The following is an 18,612-nucleotide window of genomic DNA, read 5'->3' as shown; positions in this document are numbered from 1 at the left end:
TGTTCCGGGGGCCGAGAGAGGGAAGCGCGTTATGGGGGCGGAGCAGATTCGTCGTTGGGAATCAGGTGCCCTCGCGCACGCGGTCACCGACCCCTTCGGGCAGGGGCCGCTCCCCTGGCTGCGCGGCAGCGAGAACTACTTCGACGACACCGGCCAAGTGGTGCCCTGGTACGCCGATCCGACGCTGCCCCGAGGCTCGACCGGCGGCGGCACCCGTACCGCCGACGACGTGCACCGGCAGATCAAGGGCTTCAGCTCCACCGGCGCCGCGGCCCCCGGTGAGGCGATCGACTTCCACATCACCGTGGACCCACCCCAGCAGTTCTCCGTGGACATCTACCGCATCGGCCACTACGGGGGCGACGGCGCGGCCAAGATCACCACGAGTCCGCGGCTCTCCGGCATCGTCCAGCCCGCGCCCCTCACCGCCGACCGCACGGTGTCCTGCCACCACTGGTGGCAGTCCTGGCGGCTCCAGATCCCCGCCTACTGGTCGATCGGCGCCTATGTCGCCGTGCTCACGACCGTCGACGGATACCGCTCCCACATCCCGTTCACGGTCCGCGACAACCAGCCTGCCGACCTGCTCCTGATCCTCCCGGACATCACCTGGCAGGCGTACAACCTGTACCCGGAGGACGGCCGCACCGGCGCCAGCCTCTACCACGCCTGGGACGAGCAGGGCCGGCTGCTGGGCGAGGAGGACGCGGCGGTCACCGTCTCCTTCGACCGCCCCTACGCGGGCGCGGGCCTCCCGCTGCACGTCGGTCACGCCTACGACTTCATCCGCTGGGCCGAGCGCTACGGCTACGACATCGCCTACGCCGACACCCGCGATCTGCACGCCGGCCGGATCGACCCGACCCGCTACCGGGGCCTGGTCTTCCCCGGCCACGACGAGTACTGGTCGGTGCCCATGCGGCGCACCACCGAACGTGCCCGCGACAACGGCACGTCCCTGGTCTTCCTCTCCGCGAACACCATGTACTGGCAGGTCAGCCTCACACCGTCGGCCTCCGGCGTCCCCGACCGGCTGCTCACCTGCCGCAAGCGGCGCGGCCCGGGAAAGCCCGCCCTCTGGCGCGAGGTCGACCGCGCCGAGCAGCAGCTCCTCGGCATCCAGTACGCGGGCCGGGTCCCGGACCCCCACCCGCTGGTCGTGCGGAACGCGGAGCACTGGCTCTGGGACGCCACCGGTGCGGGCGAGGGCGACGAGATCGACGGCCTGGTCGCGGGCGAGGCCGACCGCTACTTCCCGCGCACCACGCTTCCCGAGCACGACAACCGCATCCTGCTCGCCCACTCCCCGTACCAGGACGGCGACGGGGTGACGCGCCACCAGGAGACGTCCCTCTACCGGGCCCCGTCCGGCGCGCTCGTCTTCGCCTCCGGCACCTTCGCCTGGTCCCCGGCCCTGGACCGCCCCGGACATGTGGATCCCCGCATCCAGCGGGCCACCGCCAACCTCCTCGACCGCATCTGCAAGCGCGCCTGAGGCCCGGAGCCGGCCGCCCCCGAGACCCGGGGCCAAGCGCGCCCAAGACCCGGGGCAAGCCCCCTGGCCGCCCCTCAGCGCCCCCGCGCCCCTTCCGCACCCCTGCGCGGCCGTCCGTACCCGGATACGGGACAATCGGAACGACTCCTGGATCAACCTACGCGGAGGCAGCGTGTCCGGATTTGTAGAAAAGCCCGAGCCCGTGCAGGTTCCGGGGCTCACCCACCTGCACACGGGCAAGGTGCGCGACCTGTACCGGAACGAGGCCGGTGACCTCGTCATGGTCGCCAGCGACCGGATGTCCGCGTACGACTGGGTGCTGCCCACCGAGATCCCGGACAAGGGCCGCGTGCTGACGCAGCTCTCGCTGTGGTGGTTCGACCAGCTCGCCGATCTCGTACCGAACCACGTGCTGTCCACCGAGCTGCCCGCCGGCGCCCCCGCCGACTGGGCCGGCCGCACCACGATCTGCAGGTCGCTGCGGATGGTGCCGGTCGAGTGCGTCGCGCGCGGCTATCTGACCGGCTCCGGCCTGGTCGAGTACAACGCCTCGCGCACCGTCTGCGGCATCGGTCTCCCCGAGGGCCTGACCGACGGCTCCGAGCTGCCGGGGCCGATCTTCACGCCGGCCACCAAGGCGGCCGTCGGCGACCACGACGAGAACGTGAGTTACGAGGAAGTGGCCCGCCAGGTCGGCACCGAGACGGCGGCGCAGCTGCGCCGCACGACGCTGGACGTGTACGGCCGGGCCCGTGACATCGCGCGCGAGCGCGGCATCATCCTGGCGGACACGAAGTTCGAGTTCGGCTTCGCCCCCACCGCCGACGGCGGCGAGGAACTGATCATCGCGGACGAGGTGCTGACCCCGGACTCCTCGCGCTTCTGGCCGGCCGCCACCTGGGAGCCGGGTCACGCCCAGCCCTCGTACGACAAGCAGTTCGTGCGCGACTGGCTGACGTCCCCGGCGTCCGGCTGGGACCGCAGGAGCGAGCAGCCGCCGCCGGCGCTGCCGCAGGAGATCGTGGACGCGACCCGGGCCAAGTACCTGGAGGCGTACGAACTCCTCACCGGCACGTCCTGGAAGTAGCCGCACCGGGGCACACGAAGAAGCCCCCGGCCGAAAGGCCGGGGGCTTCTTGCTGAACCGAGCGGACGACCAGGTTCGAACTGGCGACCTCAACCTTGGCAAGGTTGCGCTCTACCAACTGAGCTACGTCCGCAAGCGCCTGAGCGCGAAGACCACTATACCCAACCCCGCTCCCGTGCGAGACGCACCGCGGCGTGACGGTTCTCGGCCCCGAGCTTCGAGGCGGCCGACGAGAGGTAGTTCCGTACCGTTCCCTGCGACAGCGAGGCCCGCTCCGCGATCTCCGCGACCGGCGCCCCGTCCGCCGCCAGTTCCAGCACCTCGGCCTCGCGCACGGTCAGCGGCGAGTCCCCGGCCGCGATCGCGTCGGCCGCCAACTCCGGGTCCACGTAACGGTTGCCCGCGTGCACGGTGCGGATGATCCCGGCCAGCTGGCGGGCGCTCACGGTCTTCGGGACGAACGCCCGCACGCCCGCCGCGAGGGCCCGTTTCAGGTGCCCCGGCCGGCCGTGACTGGTCACGATCATGGTGCGGCAGCCCGGAAGTTCGGACCGCAACGATGTGGCGACGCTCACACCGTCCGCGCCCGGCATCTCCAGGTCCAGGACCGCCACGTCGGGGCGGTGCGCACGGGCCATGGCCAGCGCCTCGGGCCCGGTCGCCGCCTCCGCGACCACCACCAGGTCGTCCTCCAGGGCGAGCAGCGCGGCGAGCGCGCCCCGGATCAGGTGCTCGTCGTCGGCGAGCAGCACCCGTACCGCGGTCATCGTCGCTCCTTCAGAAGGGCGGTACGGGATTCCGTACGCGGGATTCTCGCCGTCAGCCGGAAGAGCCCGTCGCCGGCCGGTCCCGCGTCCAGTGAGCCGTCGAGCTGGACGAGCCGTTCGCGCAGTCCGGGCAGCCCGGATCCGCTCGCGCCGGAACAGGTCCCGTCGGAACCGCTGTCCCCGGTGGCGGTGGCCGTCTGCGCGCCGTCGTTCTCCACGTCCAGCACCACCTCGTGCGCCGACGCGGTGAGCCGGATCGTGCAGCGCCGGGGGTCGCCGTGCCGCAGCACGTTGGTGGCCGCCTCACGCACCACCCAGCCGAGGGCGGCCTGGACGGGCGCGGGGAGTTCGGCCCCGCTGTCGCCCACCACCGCGCATTCGATGCCGGCCGCCCGCAGCACGCCCTTCGCCCCGGCCAGTTCCGTGGTCAGATCGGCCTCCCGGTAACCGCGTACGACATCGCGCACCTCCTGCTGGGAGCTGCGGGCGATCCGCTGCACCTCGACCATCTGGTCCACCGCCTCGGGCCTGCCGCGCTGGGCCAGTTCCATCGCCAGTTCGCTCTTGAGCGCGATCACGGCGAGGTTGCGGCCCAGCACGTCGTGCATGTCCCGCCCGAACCGCAGCCGCTCCTCGGCGACCGCGAGCCTGGCCTGCACGTCGCGGGCCTCCTCCGCCTGCCACATCACGCTCAGGCTCCAGGCGCTGGGCCGGATGGAGATCAGCACCAGCAGACAGCCGAAGAGCGTGGCCGGCACCACACCGGCCAGCAGGCCGCCGCGCACCCCGGCCGCCGCGAGGGCGCCGACGGTCAGTGCGACGAGGCCGAGCGACTGGAAGAGGAACGTACGGACCGGGACCAGCAGCACCTGCGTCATCACCAGCGCCAGCGGTACGTTCATCGCCATCATCAGCAGCCCCGGGGGGTCGACCCCGTCCACGGCGGCCAGCGCCGCCAGCAGGCCCTGTCCGACCAGCAGCAGGGCCGCCGGTGCGATCAACCGCCGCCGGGGGAACTCGGCCGTGCCGTTGTAGACGGCGTACGAAGGCCGCACATTGCGGTTGCTGAGCACGCACTGGGCCACGCAGACCAGGAGCAGCGCCAGTCCCAGCGCCAGCGGGAGCGGCGCGTGGCGGATGCCCGAGGCGAACGGGGTCAGCTGCCACGACAGGGTGAAGATCCAGGGGATCACCGACATGGTCAGCCGGGTGTACAGGTCGATCCGCTCCAGCTTGCTGCGTTCCTGCCAGCCGCGGCGCCAGCCACGTACGCGCGTCAGCACGCCACCACACCCCTCAGCGTCGCGGATCCCAGCGGAACCATCGCCTGACAGCAAACACCGCGACCACGGTCCAGACCAACCCGGTCAGCGCGGCGCCCAGCAGGTCCGTGCCCTCGGTGGTGCCCAGCCAGCCGGCCCGTACGAGCGTCATCACGCCGGTCAGCGGCAGGAGCTCGCACACCGACGCGAGCCGGTCCGGAAGCACCTCCAGGGGCACGAAGAGCCCGGAGCCCGCCATGGAGGCGAAGAACAGCGGGAGGGTCGTCAGCTGGGCGGTCTGGACGGTACGGGTGATCACCGCGGTGGCCGCCGCCAGTGCCGTCAGCAGCACCAGGCCCATCACCAGCCCCAGCAGGAGCAGCTCGGGGCGTTCGGGTGCGCCGAGTCCGAGGAAGACGGTACCGGCCACGATGATCAACGCGGTCTGTGTCAGGGCCAGTGCGCCCGCGGGCAGCGCGGTTCCGGTCAGGATCTCCCCGTCGGTGACCTCGCCGGTGCGCAGCCGCTTCAGCACCAGTTCCTCGCGCCGCGCCACATAGGCGGCGACCATGTTCATGTAGACGGCCTGGATGAGGACCGTTCCGATGCCGCCGGTGAGCGCCGCTCCGGCAACGGTCAGTCCGGTCCCGCCGAGATCGATCTGTTCGAACGTCGATTTCATGGCCATGACCATGGCGGCGGGCATCAACAGGGCGACGAAGACGGCCGTCCGGTTGCGCAGGAGCAGCGTCAGTTCGGCCCGGCCGAGGGCTGTCAGCCGCCCCCGGGCCGTGGTGGTGGCGGTCGGGGATCCGGTCGTCGTGGTGTTCGCACGCGTTGTCGCGGTCGTCATGCCGCAGCCACCTCTTCGGTCTCGGACTCGGTTGCGTTCCTGGTTCCGTAGCGGGTCGTGGGCTCGTTCTCCGCCGCCGACCTCGCGATGTCGAGGAAGGCCTCCTCGAGCGAGGCGGACCGGGCGTCGAGCCCGATCAGCTGGATGCCGGACTCCGTTGCCCAGCGCAGCAGTTCCGCAAGCGAGTCCTGGAGGCGGTGGGTACGGATCTCGATCCGGGGTCCGTCGGCCGCCGCGCGCAGGTTCAGCGGCAACTGTCCGGGCGCCGTTCCGGCGGGGAGCTCGAACCGGATCCGGGACGGGCGCTCGGCCGTCACCTCCGCGGTGGTGCCCGAGGTCACGACCCGTCCCCGGTGCATGATCGCCAGCCGGTCGGCGAGCGCCTCGGCCTCCTCCAGGTAGTGCGTGGTGAGCAGCACGGTGATGCCGCCCTCCTGGAGGCGGCGCACCAGCGTCCAGGTGTCGCGCCGGCCCTCGGCGTCGAGCCCGGTGGTCGGTTCGTCGAGGAAGAGCACCTCGGGCCGGCCGAGCAGGGCGAGCGCGAGGTCCAGCCGTCGCCGCTCACCGCCGGAGAGCTGCTTGACGCGGACGCGCGCCCGGTGGCCGAGCCCCACCAGGTCCAGGGCCTCGCCGGTGGGCCGGGCCCCGCTGGTGCAGCCGGCCCACATCCGTACGGTCTCGGTGGTCGTCAGGTCGGAGGGGAAGCCGCCCTCCTGGAGCATCACTCCGATCCTCGGGCGGACGGCGGCGCGTTCCGCGAAGGGGTCGTGGCCGAGCACGCGCACCGTGCCGCTGTCGGGACGGGCCAGGCCTTCCAGCAGTTCGACGGTGGAGGTCTTGCCGGCGCCGTTCGTGCCGAGCAGGGCGAACAGCTCGCCGCGTGCCACGGAGAAGGAGACGCCGGCCACGGCCTCGAAGCCGCCCGCATAACTGCGTCGGACATCGGCCGCCTCGATCACGCACTCATGGGGATTTTCGTCGAAGGTCATGAGTCAAGACTTCCTCCCGGACGGTGCCGGGAGCAGTGCGAGCTGTCATCGCAGTACATGACAAACGTCATGGGGTACCGGACGTCATGGGGGAGCGAACGCCGTGAGGTACCGGACGTCATGAGGGGAGCGAACGCCGTGAGGGGAGCGAACGCCGTGCGGGGAGGCGGATATGACCGAGATCGAATACGAGGGAGTCTCACGGCACACGAAGAAGCCCCCGGCCGAAAGGCCGGGGGCTTCTTGCTTGACGAGCGGACGACCAGGTTCGAACTGGCGACCTCAACCTTGGCAAGGTTGCGCTCTACCAACTGAGCTACGTCCGCATTGCAACCACTCGGCTTTCACCGGTGGAGCGAGCACTACTCTACCCGATCCACCGGAGTGGTTGAGGAAGAGTGATGCAGAGCGGGTGACAGGAATTGCACACTGCGCCTTCCCCCTGGAAGGGGGATGTTCTACTACTGAACTACACCCGCACGCTGCTTGAGGTCCGGCTTTTCGGCCTTGCCCTTCGGCGTGCTCCAGACTCTAGCCGACCTGCGGGGGTGTCGCGCAAGTCGGCTCCCGCGAGGTGTCGTCGAAGAGGCCGGTGCCGGACGGTGTGAGGCCCCCGTCCGGCACCGGCCGCCCGGAGCTTCCGCTCAACTGGCTTCCTGGAACGCCTCGTAGACCTTCTTGGGAATCCGGCCGCGGGCCGGCACCTCCATCCGGTGCGACCGGGCCCAGGCGCGTACGGCCGCCGGGTCGGGTGCGAGCGAGGTGTGCCGGTACGAGACGGGAACCTTGCCGTGCTTGCCGGCATTTGTCTGCTTACGGCCGGCCGCCATGTACGGAGCCAGGGCCTTGCGCAGTTTCTTTGCATTGGACGGATTGAGGTCGATCTCGTACGACTTCCCGTCCAGCGCGAAGGTGACCGTTTCCGCTGCCGCTCCCCCGTCGATGTCGTCGGAGAGTGTGACCACTACGCGCTGAGCCACGGATATCGGTCCTTTCCTGCGGCATCGGCGCGCCTGACATGCGCGGATGCCGGCCTTCCGGCTGTGAGCGCGGATGAGGGCCGACTGTTGTCGGCCGTTCCGGGGCAATGCCGCTTTCCCCGGTAATCATTTGTACAGCGATGGGCACCGCATTGTGAAGCCCACCCAATTACCTGCGCGTGTCAGCCCGCTATCTGTGCGGCTGGTGGGGATTTTTGCGCAGGGATTTTTGCATCCCATGTGGCATCCGCAGTAGATCCGCAGTTGTGTCCCCGCCGCCTTCGCCGGCGCGGTCGAAATCCCGATGTGATCTCTGCCGTCCGATATCTACCCGCGTAGAATTTCTGGACAGGTACGCTGAGTGGACCCGCGGGGGTCCTGGGGAACCCCCCGGAGAAACAGCCGCACCACACCACCACACCGGGAGTGCCAGTGGCACGCGTCGTAGTCGACGTCATGCTCAAGCCCGAGATCCTCGACCCGCAGGGACAGGCTGTGCAGCGTGCGCTGCCCCGTCTCGGCTTCGAGGGAATCGCGGACGTACGTCAGGGAAAGCGTTTCGAGCTGGAGGTCGAGGGACCGGTCGACGAGGCCGCCCTCACCCGTATTCACGAGATGGCCGAGACGTTCCTCGCCAACACCGTGATCGAGGACTTCACCGTGAAGGTGGAGAAGGCCGAGGAGTCGAAGTGACTGCTCGTATCGGAGTCGTCACTTTTCCGGGCACCCTCGACGACCAGGACAGCCTTCGGGCCGTACGGGTCGCCGGCGCCGAGCCCGTATCGCTGTGGCACCGCGACAAGGACCTGCACCAGGTCGACGCGGTCATCCTGGCGGGCGGTTTCTCCTACGGCGACTATCTGCGGGCCGGAGCCATCTCCCGGTTCTCGCCGGTCATGGAGACGGTGATCGAGCAGGCGAAGGCGGGCATGCCGGTTCTCGGCATCTGCAACGGCTTCCAGATCCTGACCGAGGCGCATCTGCTGCCCGGCGCGATGCTGCGCAACAACCACCTGCACTTCATCTGCCGCGACCAGAAGCTGCGCGTCGAGAACGCCGGTACCGCATGGACCTCGGACTATTCCGAGGGCCAGGAGATCTCCGTACCGCTCAAGAACATGGACGGCCGCTACACCGCCGACGAGCACACGCTCGACGAGCTGGAGGCCGAGGGCCGTGTCGCGTTCCGCTACGTGGACGTCAACCCCAACGGCTCGCTGCGTGACATCGCCGGCATCACCAACGCCGCGGGCAACGTCGTCGGCCTGATGCCGCACCCGGAGCACGCCGTCGAGCCGCTGATCGGCACCGGTGGCACCGACGGTCTCGGTTTCTTCACCTCGATCATCAAGAAGCTGGTCAACGCATGAGCCTGGACACGGTCAAGCACGCGGCCGAAACCCCGGACACCGAGCAGCCCTGGAAGGACCTCGGCCTCAAGGAGGACGAGTACGCCCGGATCCGCGAGATCCTGGGCCGCCGTCCCACCGGCGCCGAGCTCGCCATGTACTCCGTGATGTGGTCCGAGCACTGCTCCTACAAGAGCAGCAAGGTCCACCTCAAGCAGTTCGGCGAGAAGGTCCCCGAGAACGAAGCGATGCTCGTCGGCATCGGCGAGAACGCCGGTGTGGTCGACGTCGGTCAGGGTTACGCGGTCACCTTCAAGGTCGAGTCGCACAACCACCCCTCGTACATCGAGCCCTACCAGGGCGCGGCCACCGGCGTCGGCGGCATCGTCCGCGACATCCTCGCCATGGGCGCCCGCCCGGTCGCGGTCGTCGACCCGCTGCGCTTCGGCGCGGCCGACCACCCCGACACCCGGCGCGTCCTGCCGGGCGTCGTCGCGGGCATCGGCGGCTACGGCAACTGCCTGGGCCTGCCGAACATCGGCGGCGAGGTCGTCTTCGACGCCTGCTACCAGGGCAACCCGCTCGTCAACGCCGGCTGCATCGGCGTGATGAAGCACGAGGACATCCACCTCGCCCAGGCCTCCGGGCCCGGCAACAAGGTCATCCTGTACGGCGCCCGCACCGGCGGCGACGGCATCGGCGGCGTCTCGGTGCTGGCCTCGGAGACCTTCGACTCGACCGGTCCGGCCAAGCGCCCGGCCGTCCAGGTCGGCGACCCGTTCCAGGAGAAGCTCCTCATCGAGTGCACCCTGGAGATCTTCAAGGAGAAGCTCGTCGCGGGCATCCAGGACCTCGGCGGCGCCGGGCTCTCCTGTGCCACCTCCGAGCTGGCCTCGGCCGGTTCGGGCGGCATGCGCGTCGAGCTGGACACCGTGCCGCTGCGCGACTCCTCCCTCTCGCCCGAGGAAATCCTCATGAGCGAGTCGCAGGAGCGCATGTGCGCGATCGTCGAGCCGCAGCACGTGGACCGCTTCCTGGAGATCTGCGAGAAGTGGGACGTCATCGCCACCGTTATCGGTGAGGTGACCGAGGGCTCCCAGCTGGAGATCTTCTGGCACGGCGAGCAGATCGTGGACGTGCCGCCGAGGTCCGTCGCCCACGAGGGCCCGACCTACCACCGCCCGTTCGCCCGCCCGTCCTGGCAGGACGCGCTGCAGGCCGACGACGCCGGAAAGCTGGCCCGTCCGGCCAACGGCGCGGAGCTGCGCGAGCAGGTCCTGCGGCTGGTCTCCTCCCCGAACCAGGCCTCGAAGTCCTGGATCACGGACCAGTACGACCGGTTCGTGCAGGGCAACACCGTGCTCGCGATGCCCGAGGACGCCGGAATGGTCCGCATCGACGAGGAGTCCAACCTCGGCGTGGCCATGGCGACCGACGGCAACGGCCGGTACGCCAAGCTCGACCCGTACACCGGCGCGCAGCTCGCGCTGGCGGAGTCGTACCGCAACGTAGCCGCCTCCGGCGCCAAGCCGCTCGCCATCTCGGACTGCCTGAACTTCGGTTCGCCCGAGGACCCGGACGTCATGTGGCAGTTCGCCGAGGCCACCCGTGGTCTGGCGGACGGCTGCCTGGAGCTGGGCACCCCGGTCACCGGCGGCAACGTCTCGCTGTACAACCAGACCGGCGAGACGGCGATCCACCCGACGCCGGTCGTGGCCGTGCTCGGTGTGATCGACGACGTCACCCGGCGTACGCCGGTCGCCTTCAAGGAAGAGGGCCAGCTCCTCTACCTGCTCGGCGACACGGACGAGGAGTTCGGCGGCTCGGCCTGGTCCGAGGTCATCCACAACCACCTCGGCGGCATGCCGCCCAAGGTCGACCTGGGCCGCGAGAAGCTGCTCGGCGAGATCCTGATCTCGGCATCCCGCGACGGCATGATCGACGCGGCGCACGACCTGTCCGACGGCGGCCTGATCCAGGCGGTCACCGAGTCCTGCCTGCGCGGCGGCAAGGGTGCCCGGCTGGTCGTGCCGGACGGCCTGGACGCGTTCACCTTCCTGTTCTCCGAGTCCGCGGGACGCGCGATCGTCTCGATCCCGCGCAGCGAGGAGCTCCGCTTCAACGACATGTGCGGGGCGCGGGGTCTGCCCGTGGTCCGGATCGGTGTCGTGGACGGCGAGGAGATCGAGGTCCAGGGCGAGTTCAGCATTCCGCTGAGCGAGCTGCGCACGGCGCACGAGGGAACCATCCCGGCGTTGCTCGCGTAGGTTCGCGAGCGCGGAGCGCGGAACTCAGAGCACGGAACTCAGAGCACGGAACGCACGCAGAAGCCCCCGACCGGTCCGACCGGTCGGGGGCTTCTGCGTGCGTTGTGCGCGTGCTGTGCGTTCTGCGCTCTGCGCTCCGTGCCGCGAGTTTGCCGTGCGTGCTTGACGGGGATTACGTAGTTACGTAATTTTGAGGAATGGAGCTGGAGGAGCGGGTCTCGGAACTGGAGCGTCGGCTTGAGGCGCTCATGGGTGACCACAGAGATGTGCCGCGTCCGACAGGGGCCGACTTCTGGGCCCTTGAAGGGCTCAAGCAGCAGCTTTCCGAGGCCGGTGCGGCCGACGGCGGGGTGATGTACACCGGTGCGGTCCGGCTGCCGACGGGCGAGCGGTATGAGTGGCAGTACGGCGCGCTCACGGAGCAGCTGCTGGGAGCCGGCTCCGACGGAAAGGCGGACGAGGCGGGTGGCCCGGCTGGTCCGGGTGATTCCGGTGAACCTGGCGGTCTTGGTGGGCCCGGTAGGCCTGGTGGCGGGGGTTCGGGTGCCGACTGGTCGGATGCCGCCGAGTCGTTCGCCGCGCTCGGGCATCCGGTGCGGCTGCGGTTGCTGCGGGAGATCCTCGGTGGTCGGCGCACGGCCGCAGAGCTCGCCGCGCTCGACGAGACCGGTACGACGGGGCAGATCTACCACCATCTGCGTCAGCTGACCGGCGCGGGCTGGCTGCACACGACGGGCCGGGGACGGTACGAGGTCCCGGGCGTACGGGTGGTGCCGCTGCTGGTGGTCCTCACGGCGGCCAGGCCCTGAGGGACGCGCACGAGGACGAGCGCCAAGGGCGACGACGGCCAAGGGCGACGACGCGACCGAGGGCGACGACGCGACCGAGGGCGACGACGCGACCAAGGGCGACGACGCGACCGAGGGCGACGAGTAATTCGAGCAACGCGTGCCAAGAGCAATTCGATGAACGCGTACGACGAAACAGGCAATCCAGGGGGAAGTCATGTCCGTCCGTAAAGCTGTCATGGTGTTGTACCGGGTCTGCTGGATCGCCTTCTTCGTGATGGTGGTCATCAGCCTCTTTCCCCGGCCGCCGTTCCCGTACTGGCTGACCTGGGTGCCTGCCGCCGCCGCGGTCGCCCTCGGCCTGACGACGGGGCGCAGGGGCCGGGCCGCGATGGCGGACCCGCCGTCCGCGGTGGAGGTCGGGCCGCCGGTGACGGGGCGCTGGAAGGCCCTGAACAGCCCTGCGGACAAGGTGCCCAGCCACGGGGTGCACGCCTACGGGCAGACGTACGCGATCGACATCGTGGCGGAGCCCGGGACGGGGCCCGCGACGGGGCCCGAGCCTGTCGCGGCACCCGAGTCCCTTGCGATGCCTGAGTCCCTTGCGGCGCCCGAGTCCCCTGCGGTGCCCGAGGGCGAGCCGGCTCCGCCCTCCCGCCCGAAGTTCCGCGCCGTGTGGCCGATAGCCCGGCGGAACCACCACTTCCCGGCCTTCGGGGCGCCGCTCCTCGCGGTGGCCGACGGCACGGTCGTGCACGCCTCGCACGACAGCCGCGACCACCTCAGCCGCAACTCCTTCCCGGCGCTCGTCTACTTGATGCTGATCGAGGCGTCCGTGCGGGACATGCGCGGTGCCGGCGCCGTCGTCGGAAACCACATCGTGCTTGACCTGGGCGACGGCACCTATGCCATGTACGCCCATCTGCGACACGGGTCGCTCCGGGTACGGGCGGGGGAGAGGGTCCGGGCCGGGCAGCAGCTCGCCGAGTGCGGAAACTCCGGGAATTCCACCGAACCGCATGTGCATTTCCAGCTGATGGACGATCCGGACCTGGATGTGGCGGTGGGAATTCCATTTACCTGGCGGGGGGCGGGAGTGCCGGGCAACGGCGAGATATTCACGGTCGGGGCAGCAGTTCACGGAAGTCCGGCCGAGGAGCCGAGAGGTGCTCAGGCCACCTGAGTCCGGACGGCCCCGGGCAGCCGGGTGGCCAGGAAAACGGCGACGGTCATCACGGCGGTGGCGCAGCAGAACACCACGTTGACCGACGAGGTGAAGGCGTGCAGCGCCTGCTGGTGGGCGGCTCCCGTCAGCTGACCGATCTAGCCGGAGGGCCCGCCCGGTCCGCGGGCTGCGTACACCCGGCTCAGTACGGTGCCGACCCACTCTCCCGATCTAAGTATACTGAGTCAAATTTTCATCCAGGCTTAAATTTCATCCTGGTACAGTGATGTCATGACTGAGGGGCTGAGCCTGCGCGAGCGCAAGAAGATCCAGACGCGACGGCGTCTGCTGAGTGAGGCCATGACGCTCTTCACCGAGCGTGGCTTCGACCAGGTCTCGGTCGCGGAGATCGCTGAAGCGGCCGATGTGTCGAAGATGACGGTCTTCAACTACTTCGACAGCAAAGAGGACCTGGTCTTCGCACCGATGGAGGAACACATCGGTGACGTCGCTCAGGTGGTGCGCGACCGGCAGCCCGGTGAGTCCGCCGTGGCCGCCGTGCGCCGCCACTTCCTGACCGCCGTCGAGGACCGGGACGCCTCGGTGGGTATGAGCGATTCGCCGCTGGCGCTCGGGATTCTTCAGCTCATCCAGCAGACGCCCGCCCTGCTCACCCGGGCCCATGCCTTCTTCGTGCTCACCTTCGATCAGCTGACCGATGTCCTGGTCGAAGAGGGTGAGGAGTCGGCCATTGCGCGCATCGTGGCCTCCCAGCTCATCGGCACTCGCAACGCGCTGATCACCGAGAACCACCGCCGGCTGTTGGCGGGGGAGTCGGCCGAGGAGATCGCGGCGGACGCCGTGGCGATCGCCGGGCGCGGATTCGACCTGCTCGAGAAGGGGCTGGGCGACTACGCGACCCGGGCTCGGGGCGACGACTGAAAGGCTCCGGGGGCGAAGCCGTAGGCTCCTGGTCATGCCGCCGTCCCAGAAGCGCGTCCGCCGCTATGACCCGGTCAGGACCCGCACCGCGGTCCTGGCGCAGTTCGCCCATGTCCGAGCAGCCGTCGCTGCCCTGACGGACCGGCAGCTCGAAGGGCCGAGCGGTCTCGGTACCTGGACGGTGCGAGAGCTGGCCGTCCACCTGACCATGGCGCTCTCGCACGTCAGTCAGAACCTGGAGCTCCCCGAGCCGGCCCTCGCCAAGCCCGAGGTCACGCTGCTGGAGTGGCCGTTCTCCACCGCCGGGCGGGCCGGACGCATCGCGGAGGACGTGGCGGAGTCGGCCGCCGCAGGTCACCAGGATCTGGGCGCGCTGTACGGGGAGGTGGCCGACCGCTTCGAGGCGGTCGTGGCCGGCGCCTCCCAGGACCGCCTGCTGCCCACCCGGGTCGGTGTCATGCGGCTCGGCGACTTCCTGGTCACCCGGGCCGTGGAGCTGGTCGTCCACACGTACGACCTCAACGAGGCGGCCGGGCTCGACATCCCGTACGACCGCCAGGCCCTCGCCGCCTGTACCCGGTTGCTCGCCGACGCGCTGGCGGAGAAGGCGCCGGGCGGTTCGGTCGAGGTGCGGGTCCCGCCGTTCGCCGTCGTCCAGTGCGTCCAGGGCCCGAAGCACACCCGGGGCACGCCGCCCAACGTCGTCGAGACCGACCCGGTCACCTGGTTCCGGCTGGCCACCGGGCGGGCGGAGTGGGCGCAGGCACTCGACGCGGCGAAGGTCAGCGCCAGCGGCGAGCGAGCCGACCTCGCCGCACTGCTTCCCTTGATGAGCTGAGCCGCAGATGAGCTGAGCCGCGGATGCGCTGAGGGGCGGATGCGCTGAGGGGTGGACGGGCTGGGGGCCGAGAACCAGCTCACCCGGGCCGACCGCATCGGTTCGAGACCGTCCGGCATCGAATCGGGGTCGGCAGGGATTGGTTCGAGACTGTTCAGGGCCGGTTCGAGACCGACCGCCCGGTCTGTACCGCCGCCACCGCAGGACCACTCCCGAAGCCCCGAAGCCCCGAAGCCCCGAAGCCCCGAAGTCGCGAACCCTCGAACCCTCGATCCCATGAACCCGCGAGCCCCGGCCCCGCGCGCATCACACGTCAGCCCAGCGCCCCTTCCGCTCCCCCCCCAGATACCGCATACCGGTCGTCGTGCCGGTCGTCATGGCTGCCGGACGATGTGAGGCTCACCACGAAACGAGCGTTCGGCCACCCCGCCGGACGGTGCTGGGGGTCAGCTAACGGAGTGCCACGATCCGGTCTGTCGGAGGCTCGGCCCGCCGGCCGGAACCGGTCGGTAATCCGCCGGTGATCCGGGCGACTACTGCCCTGCGGCCCTCGCCGCCCGTCGTCGGCCCCGCGCGCCCATCACCCTGCGTCACCGGCCCTGCGGCATTCGGAGGCGGCTGCGGGGGCGTCCGACCCGGGCTGCGGCCAGGTGTCCCCATTCGGACCAGTGGTCGATCTCGCCTACACTCGGTGGCGTGCCTCGTGGTGATGGACGACTCAACCACGACCTGCTCCCCGGAGAGAAAGGCCCCCAGGACGCTTGCGGCGTCTTCGGTGTCTGGGCTCCGGGCGAAGAGGTCGCCAAGCTCACCTATTTCGGACTGTATGCCCTGCAGCACCGTGGACAGGAGTCCGCGGGCATCGCAGTGAGCAACGGGTCCCAGATCCTGGTCTTCAAGGACATGGGACTGGTCTCGCAGGTCTTCGACGAAACTTCCCTGGGATCGCTCCAGGGCCATATCGCGGTCGGTCATGCCCGCTACTCCACCACCGGTGCCTCGGTGTGGGAGAACGCGCAGCCGACGTTCCGTGCGACCGCGCACGGCTCGATCGCCCTGGGTCACAACGGCAACCTGGTGAACACGGCCCAGCTCGCCGAGATGGTCGCAGACCTCCCGCGCAAGGACGGCCGCGCCACCCAGGTCGCCGCGACCAACGACACCGATCTGGTGACCGCGCTGCTCGCCGGCCAGACCGATGACGAGGGCAAGCCGCTCACGATCGAGGAAGCCGCCACCAAGGTGCTTCCCGACGTGAAGGGCGCCTTCTCCCTCGTCTACATGGACGAGCACACCCTCTACGCCGCCCGTGACCCGCAGGGCATCCGCCCGCTGGTGCTCGGCCGCCTCGAGCGTGGCTGGGTGGTGGCCTCCGAGTCCGCCGCCCTCGACATCTGCGGTGCCAGTTTCGTCCGCGAGATCGAGCCGGGCGAGCTCATCGCCATCGACGAGAACGGCCTGCGCACCTCCCGGTTCGCGGAAGCGAAGCCCAAGGGCTGTGTCTTCGAGTACGTGTACCTGGCCCGCCCCGACACCGATATCGCCGGGCGGAACGTCTACCTCTCCCGCGTGGAGATGGGCCGCAAGCTGGCCGCCGAGGCCCCGGTCGAGGCGGATCTGGTCATAGCGACCCCGGAATCCGGCACTCCTGCCGCCGTCGGCTACGCGGAGGCCAGCGGAATCCCGTTCGGCGTCGGACTGGTCAAGAACGCCTACGTCGGCCGGACCTTCATCCAGCCGTCCCAGACGATCCGGCAGCTGGGTATCCGGCTCAAGCTGAACCCGCTCAAGGAAGTCATCAAGGGCAAGCGCCTGGTGGTCGTCGACGACTCGATCGTCCGCGGCAACACCCAGCGCGCGCTGGTCCGGATGCTCCGCGAGGCGGGCGCCGCCGAGATCCACATCAGGATCTCGTCCCCCCCGGTGAAGTGGCCCTGCTTCTTCGGGATCGACTTCGCGACCCGCGCCGAGCTGATCGCCAACGGCATGTCCGTCGACGAGATCGCCACGTCGATGGGGGCCGACTCGCTCTCGTACATCTCGATCGACGCGATGATCGAGGCGACGACGATCGACAAGCCGAACCTCTGCCGCGCCTGCTTCGACGGCGAGTACCCGATGGAGCTCCCCGACCCGGAGCTGCTCGGCAAGCAGCTGCTGGAGACCGAGCTGGCGGCAGGCCCTGCGGCGACCGCCGCGGCCGACGCGCTGCGCCGTCCGTGACCAGGACCGTCCGCCGGCCCTCCCACCAGCCCCGTATCTCCACACGAAAGATCCCAGGCAATGTCTGAGACAACAGGTGCTTCCTACGCGGCAGCGGGCGTCGACATCGAGGCCGGCGACCGTGCCGTCGAGCTGATGAAGGAGTGGGTGAAGAAGACCCAGCGCCCCGAGGTCGCGGGCCTCGGCGGCCTCGGCGGCTTCGCCGGACTCTTCGACGCCTCGGCCCTCAAGCGCTACGAGCGTCCGCTGCTCGCCTCCGCCACCGACGGCGTCGGCACCAAGGTCGACCTCGCCCGCCAGATGGGCGTGTACGACACGATCGGCCACGACCTCGTCGGCATGGTCGTGGACGACCTGGTCGTCTGCGGTGCCGAACCGCTCTTCATGACCGACTACATCTGCGTCGGCAAGGTGCACCCCGAGCGTGTCGCGGCCATCGTCAAGGGCATCGCCGAAGGCTGTGTGCTGGCGGGCTGCGCCCTGGTCGGCGGCGAGACCGCCGAGCACCCCGGCCTGCTCGGCCCGGACGACTTCGACGTCGCCGGCGCCGGTACGGGCGTGGTGGAGGCCGACAGACTGCTGGGCCCCGACCGCATCCGCAAGGGTGACGCCGTCATCGCGATGGCGTCGTCCGGGCTTCACTCCAACGGGTACTCGCTCGTCCGCCACGTCGTCTTCGACCGGGCCGGCTGGACGCTGGACCGCCAGGTCGAGGAGTTCGGCCGGACGCTCGGCGAGGAGCTCCTGGAGCCCACCAGGATCTACTCCCTGGACTGCCTGGCGCTGACCCGTACGACCGAGGTGCACGGCTTCAGCCACGTCACCGGCGGTGGCCTGGCCAACAACCTGGCCCGGGTCATCCCGGACGGGCTGCACGCGACGGTGGACCGCTCCACCTGGACGCCCGGCGCGGTCTTCGACCTCGTCGGCAAGGCCGGTCAGGTCGAGCAGCTGGAGCTGGAGAAGACGCTGAACATGGGCGTCGGCATGATCGCGATCGTCCCGGCCGAGTCGGCCGACGCGGCCCTGACGACACTGGCCGACCGAGGCGTCGACTCCTGGATCGCCGGCGAGATCACCGACCGAGGCGCGCATACGACGGGCGCGGAGCTCGTGGGCGGGTACGCGCGCTGAAGCGCGGACAAGGCACACGGTCCCGGACGCCGGGCGGGTCGATATGGCCCGCCCGGCGGCCAGGGACGGCACACGCTCCGGATCGGGACAGCACAGAACCCGGTCCGGGGCAGGCCCGGACCGGGTTGATGTGTCAGCGCGAGGTCAAGCGCCGCGGCGCTGTGACGACGGACCGGACTGATCGTCCTCGTCCTCGTCATCGTCGTCGTTGTACTGATCCGCGTACTGTGCGTACGGGTCATCCTCCTCGTCGTCATCCTCGAACGGCTCGGCGTTCGGTGGTTGACTCGAAGGTGATGCGCCCAGCTCATTGGCCAGACGCGACAGGTCAGTCCCGCCGCTGCTGTACTTCAGCTGACGGGCGACCTTTGTCTGCTTGGCCTTTGCCCGGCCGCGCCCCATGGCTCGACCCCCTCGGTGACGGGGCTCGACGGCCCCAGAGTCTTGACACGCGTTCATGTTTCAGGACGGAC

At 69.8% G+C, this 18,612-nt stretch carries 17 protein-coding genes and 3 tRNA genes; 11 read left to right on the top strand and 9 right to left on the bottom strand.

What is annotated here, in order from left to right; all coding sequences use genetic code 11:
- The first annotated feature begins 31 nt into the window (after positions 1–31).
- Both EDD93_RS09295 and EDD93_RS09290 read left to right on the top strand, forming a co-directional pair.
- Positions 32–1,495 carry a N,N-dimethylformamidase beta subunit family domain-containing protein gene (locus EDD93_RS09295; RefSeq protein WP_123524699.1) on the top strand — a complete coding sequence of 488 codons (1,464 nt, stop codon included), beginning with the start codon at positions 32–34 and terminating at the stop codon, positions 1,493–1,495.
- 172 nt (positions 1,496–1,667) lie between these two features.
- Complete coding sequence (locus tag EDD93_RS09290; RefSeq protein WP_123524698.1) at positions 1,668–2,582, top strand: phosphoribosylaminoimidazolesuccinocarboxamide synthase; 915 nt, start codon at positions 1,668–1,670, stop codon at positions 2,580–2,582.
- A gap of 60 nt (positions 2,583–2,642) precedes the next feature.
- On the opposite strand, the gene EDD93_RS09285 is transcribed toward EDD93_RS09290, so the two are convergent.
- The 8 genes from EDD93_RS09285 to EDD93_RS09250 all read right to left on the bottom strand — a co-directional run bounded on the left by EDD93_RS09285 (position 2,643) and on the right by EDD93_RS09250 (position 7,433).
- Positions 2,643–2,715: transfer RNA gene (locus EDD93_RS09285), tRNA-Gly, on the bottom strand.
- A gap of 22 nt (positions 2,716–2,737) precedes the next feature.
- Complete coding sequence (locus tag EDD93_RS09280) at positions 2,738–3,349, bottom strand: response regulator transcription factor (protein ID WP_123524697.1); 612 nt, start codon at positions 3,347–3,349, stop codon at positions 2,738–2,740.
- Positions 3,346–4,632 (bottom strand): sensor histidine kinase, encoded by a 1,287-nt coding sequence (locus tag EDD93_RS09275; RefSeq protein WP_260255675.1) that lies wholly within the window; start codon positions 4,630–4,632, stop codon positions 3,346–3,348. The genes EDD93_RS09280 and EDD93_RS09275 overlap by 4 nt, the downstream gene beginning before the upstream one ends.
- A 13-nt stretch (positions 4,633–4,645) precedes the next feature.
- Positions 4,646–5,464, bottom strand: a complete 819-nt coding sequence (locus EDD93_RS09270) for an ABC transporter permease (RefSeq protein WP_123524696.1) — start codon at positions 5,462–5,464, stop codon at positions 4,646–4,648.
- A complete protein-coding gene (locus tag EDD93_RS09265) occupies positions 5,461–6,453 on the bottom strand; it encodes an ABC transporter ATP-binding protein (RefSeq protein WP_123524695.1) in 993 nt (330 codons plus the stop codon). Before EDD93_RS09265 ends, EDD93_RS09270 begins: the two co-directional genes overlap by 4 nt.
- 253 nt (positions 6,454–6,706) lie before the next feature.
- Positions 6,707–6,779: transfer RNA gene (locus EDD93_RS09260), tRNA-Gly, on the bottom strand.
- A gap of 81 nt (positions 6,780–6,860) precedes the next feature.
- A tRNA-Gly gene (locus EDD93_RS09255) sits at positions 6,861–6,932 on the bottom strand.
- 165 nt (positions 6,933–7,097) lie between these two features.
- Positions 7,098–7,433, bottom strand: coding sequence for an Lsr2 family protein (locus EDD93_RS09250; RefSeq protein WP_185092256.1), 336 nt, complete (start codon positions 7,431–7,433; stop codon positions 7,098–7,100).
- Positions 7,434–7,859: 426 nt separating this feature from the next.
- On the opposite strand from EDD93_RS09250, the gene purS reads away from it, so the two are divergent.
- The 9 genes from purS (at position 7,860) to purM (ending at position 18,139) form a co-directional block, all read left to right on the top strand.
- On the top strand, positions 7,860–8,126 hold the full coding sequence (purS, locus tag EDD93_RS09245; RefSeq protein WP_078617732.1) for a phosphoribosylformylglycinamidine synthase subunit PurS: 267 nt from the start codon (positions 7,860–7,862) through the stop codon (positions 8,124–8,126).
- Complete coding sequence (gene purQ / locus EDD93_RS09240) at positions 8,123–8,803, top strand: phosphoribosylformylglycinamidine synthase subunit PurQ (RefSeq protein WP_123524693.1); 681 nt, start codon at positions 8,123–8,125, stop codon at positions 8,801–8,803. Before purS ends, purQ begins: the two co-directional genes overlap by 4 nt.
- Positions 8,800–11,049, top strand: a complete 2,250-nt coding sequence (gene purL / locus EDD93_RS09235) for a phosphoribosylformylglycinamidine synthase subunit PurL (protein WP_123524692.1) — start codon at positions 8,800–8,802, stop codon at positions 11,047–11,049. The genes purQ and purL overlap by 4 nt, the downstream gene beginning before the upstream one ends.
- 197 nt (positions 11,050–11,246) lie before the next feature.
- Positions 11,247–11,858, top strand: coding sequence for a helix-turn-helix transcriptional regulator (locus tag EDD93_RS09230; RefSeq protein ID WP_123524691.1), 612 nt, complete (start codon positions 11,247–11,249; stop codon positions 11,856–11,858).
- Between the two features lie 196 nt (positions 11,859–12,054).
- On the top strand, positions 12,055–13,020 hold the full coding sequence (locus tag EDD93_RS09225) for a M23 family metallopeptidase (RefSeq protein WP_123524690.1): 966 nt from the start codon (positions 12,055–12,057) through the stop codon (positions 13,018–13,020).
- A gap of 273 nt (positions 13,021–13,293) precedes the next feature.
- A complete protein-coding gene (locus EDD93_RS09220; protein WP_123524689.1) occupies positions 13,294–13,944 on the top strand; it encodes a TetR/AcrR family transcriptional regulator in 651 nt (216 codons plus the stop codon).
- A gap of 34 nt (positions 13,945–13,978) precedes the next feature.
- A complete protein-coding gene (locus EDD93_RS09215) occupies positions 13,979–14,782 on the top strand; it encodes a maleylpyruvate isomerase family mycothiol-dependent enzyme (protein WP_123524688.1) in 804 nt (267 codons plus the stop codon).
- A gap of 696 nt (positions 14,783–15,478) precedes the next feature.
- Positions 15,479–17,005, top strand: coding sequence for an amidophosphoribosyltransferase (gene purF, locus EDD93_RS09210; protein ID WP_123524687.1), 1,527 nt, complete (start codon positions 15,479–15,481; stop codon positions 17,003–17,005).
- Between the two features lie 60 nt (positions 17,006–17,065).
- Complete coding sequence (gene purM, locus EDD93_RS09205) at positions 17,066–18,139, top strand: phosphoribosylformylglycinamidine cyclo-ligase (RefSeq protein WP_123524686.1); 1,074 nt, start codon at positions 17,066–17,068, stop codon at positions 18,137–18,139.
- Positions 18,140–18,283: 144 nt separating this feature from the next.
- On the opposite strand, the gene EDD93_RS09200 is transcribed toward purM, so the two are convergent.
- The gene (locus EDD93_RS09200) at positions 18,284–18,541 is read right to left on the bottom strand and encodes a DUF3073 domain-containing protein (RefSeq protein WP_123460581.1); all 258 of its coding nucleotides are present in this window, start codon (positions 18,539–18,541) and stop codon (positions 18,284–18,286) included.
- Positions 18,542–18,612: the final 71 nt, after the last annotated feature.

The sequence above is a fragment of the Streptomyces sp. 840.1 genome, from assembly GCF_003751445.1.
Classification (GTDB): domain Bacteria; phylum Actinomycetota; class Actinomycetes; order Streptomycetales; family Streptomycetaceae; genus Streptomyces.
This window is presented reverse-complemented; position numbering and strand designations above follow the sequence as displayed.

Bases quoted from the DNA above. Each gene is read 5' to 3' on its own strand.
- EDD93_RS09295 (WP_123524699.1), top strand. From the start codon at position 32: ATGGGGGCGGAGCAGATTCGTCGTTGGGAATCAGGTGCCCTCGCGCAC.
- EDD93_RS09280 (WP_123524697.1), bottom strand. From the start codon at position 3,349: ATGACCGCGGTACGGGTGCTGCTCGCCGACGACGAGCACCTGATCCGG.
- EDD93_RS09270 (WP_123524696.1), bottom strand. From the start codon at position 5,464: ATGACGACCGCGACAACGCGTGCGAACACCACGACGACCGGATCCCCG.
- EDD93_RS09265 (WP_123524695.1), bottom strand. From the start codon at position 6,453: ATGACCTTCGACGAAAATCCCCATGAGTGCGTGATCGAGGCGGCCGAT.
- purL (WP_123524692.1), top strand. From the start codon at position 8,800: ATGAGCCTGGACACGGTCAAGCACGCGGCCGAAACCCCGGACACCGAG.
- EDD93_RS09230 (WP_123524691.1), top strand. From the start codon at position 11,247: ATGGAGCTGGAGGAGCGGGTCTCGGAACTGGAGCGTCGGCTTGAGGCG.
- EDD93_RS09225 (WP_123524690.1), top strand. From the start codon at position 12,055: ATGTCCGTCCGTAAAGCTGTCATGGTGTTGTACCGGGTCTGCTGGATC.
- EDD93_RS09220 (WP_123524689.1), top strand. From the start codon at position 13,294: ATGACTGAGGGGCTGAGCCTGCGCGAGCGCAAGAAGATCCAGACGCGA.
- EDD93_RS09215 (WP_123524688.1), top strand. From the start codon at position 13,979: ATGCCGCCGTCCCAGAAGCGCGTCCGCCGCTATGACCCGGTCAGGACC.
- purM (WP_123524686.1), top strand. From the start codon at position 17,066: ATGTCTGAGACAACAGGTGCTTCCTACGCGGCAGCGGGCGTCGACATC.
- EDD93_RS09200 (WP_123460581.1), bottom strand. From the start codon at position 18,541: ATGGGGCGCGGCCGGGCAAAGGCCAAGCAGACAAAGGTCGCCCGTCAG.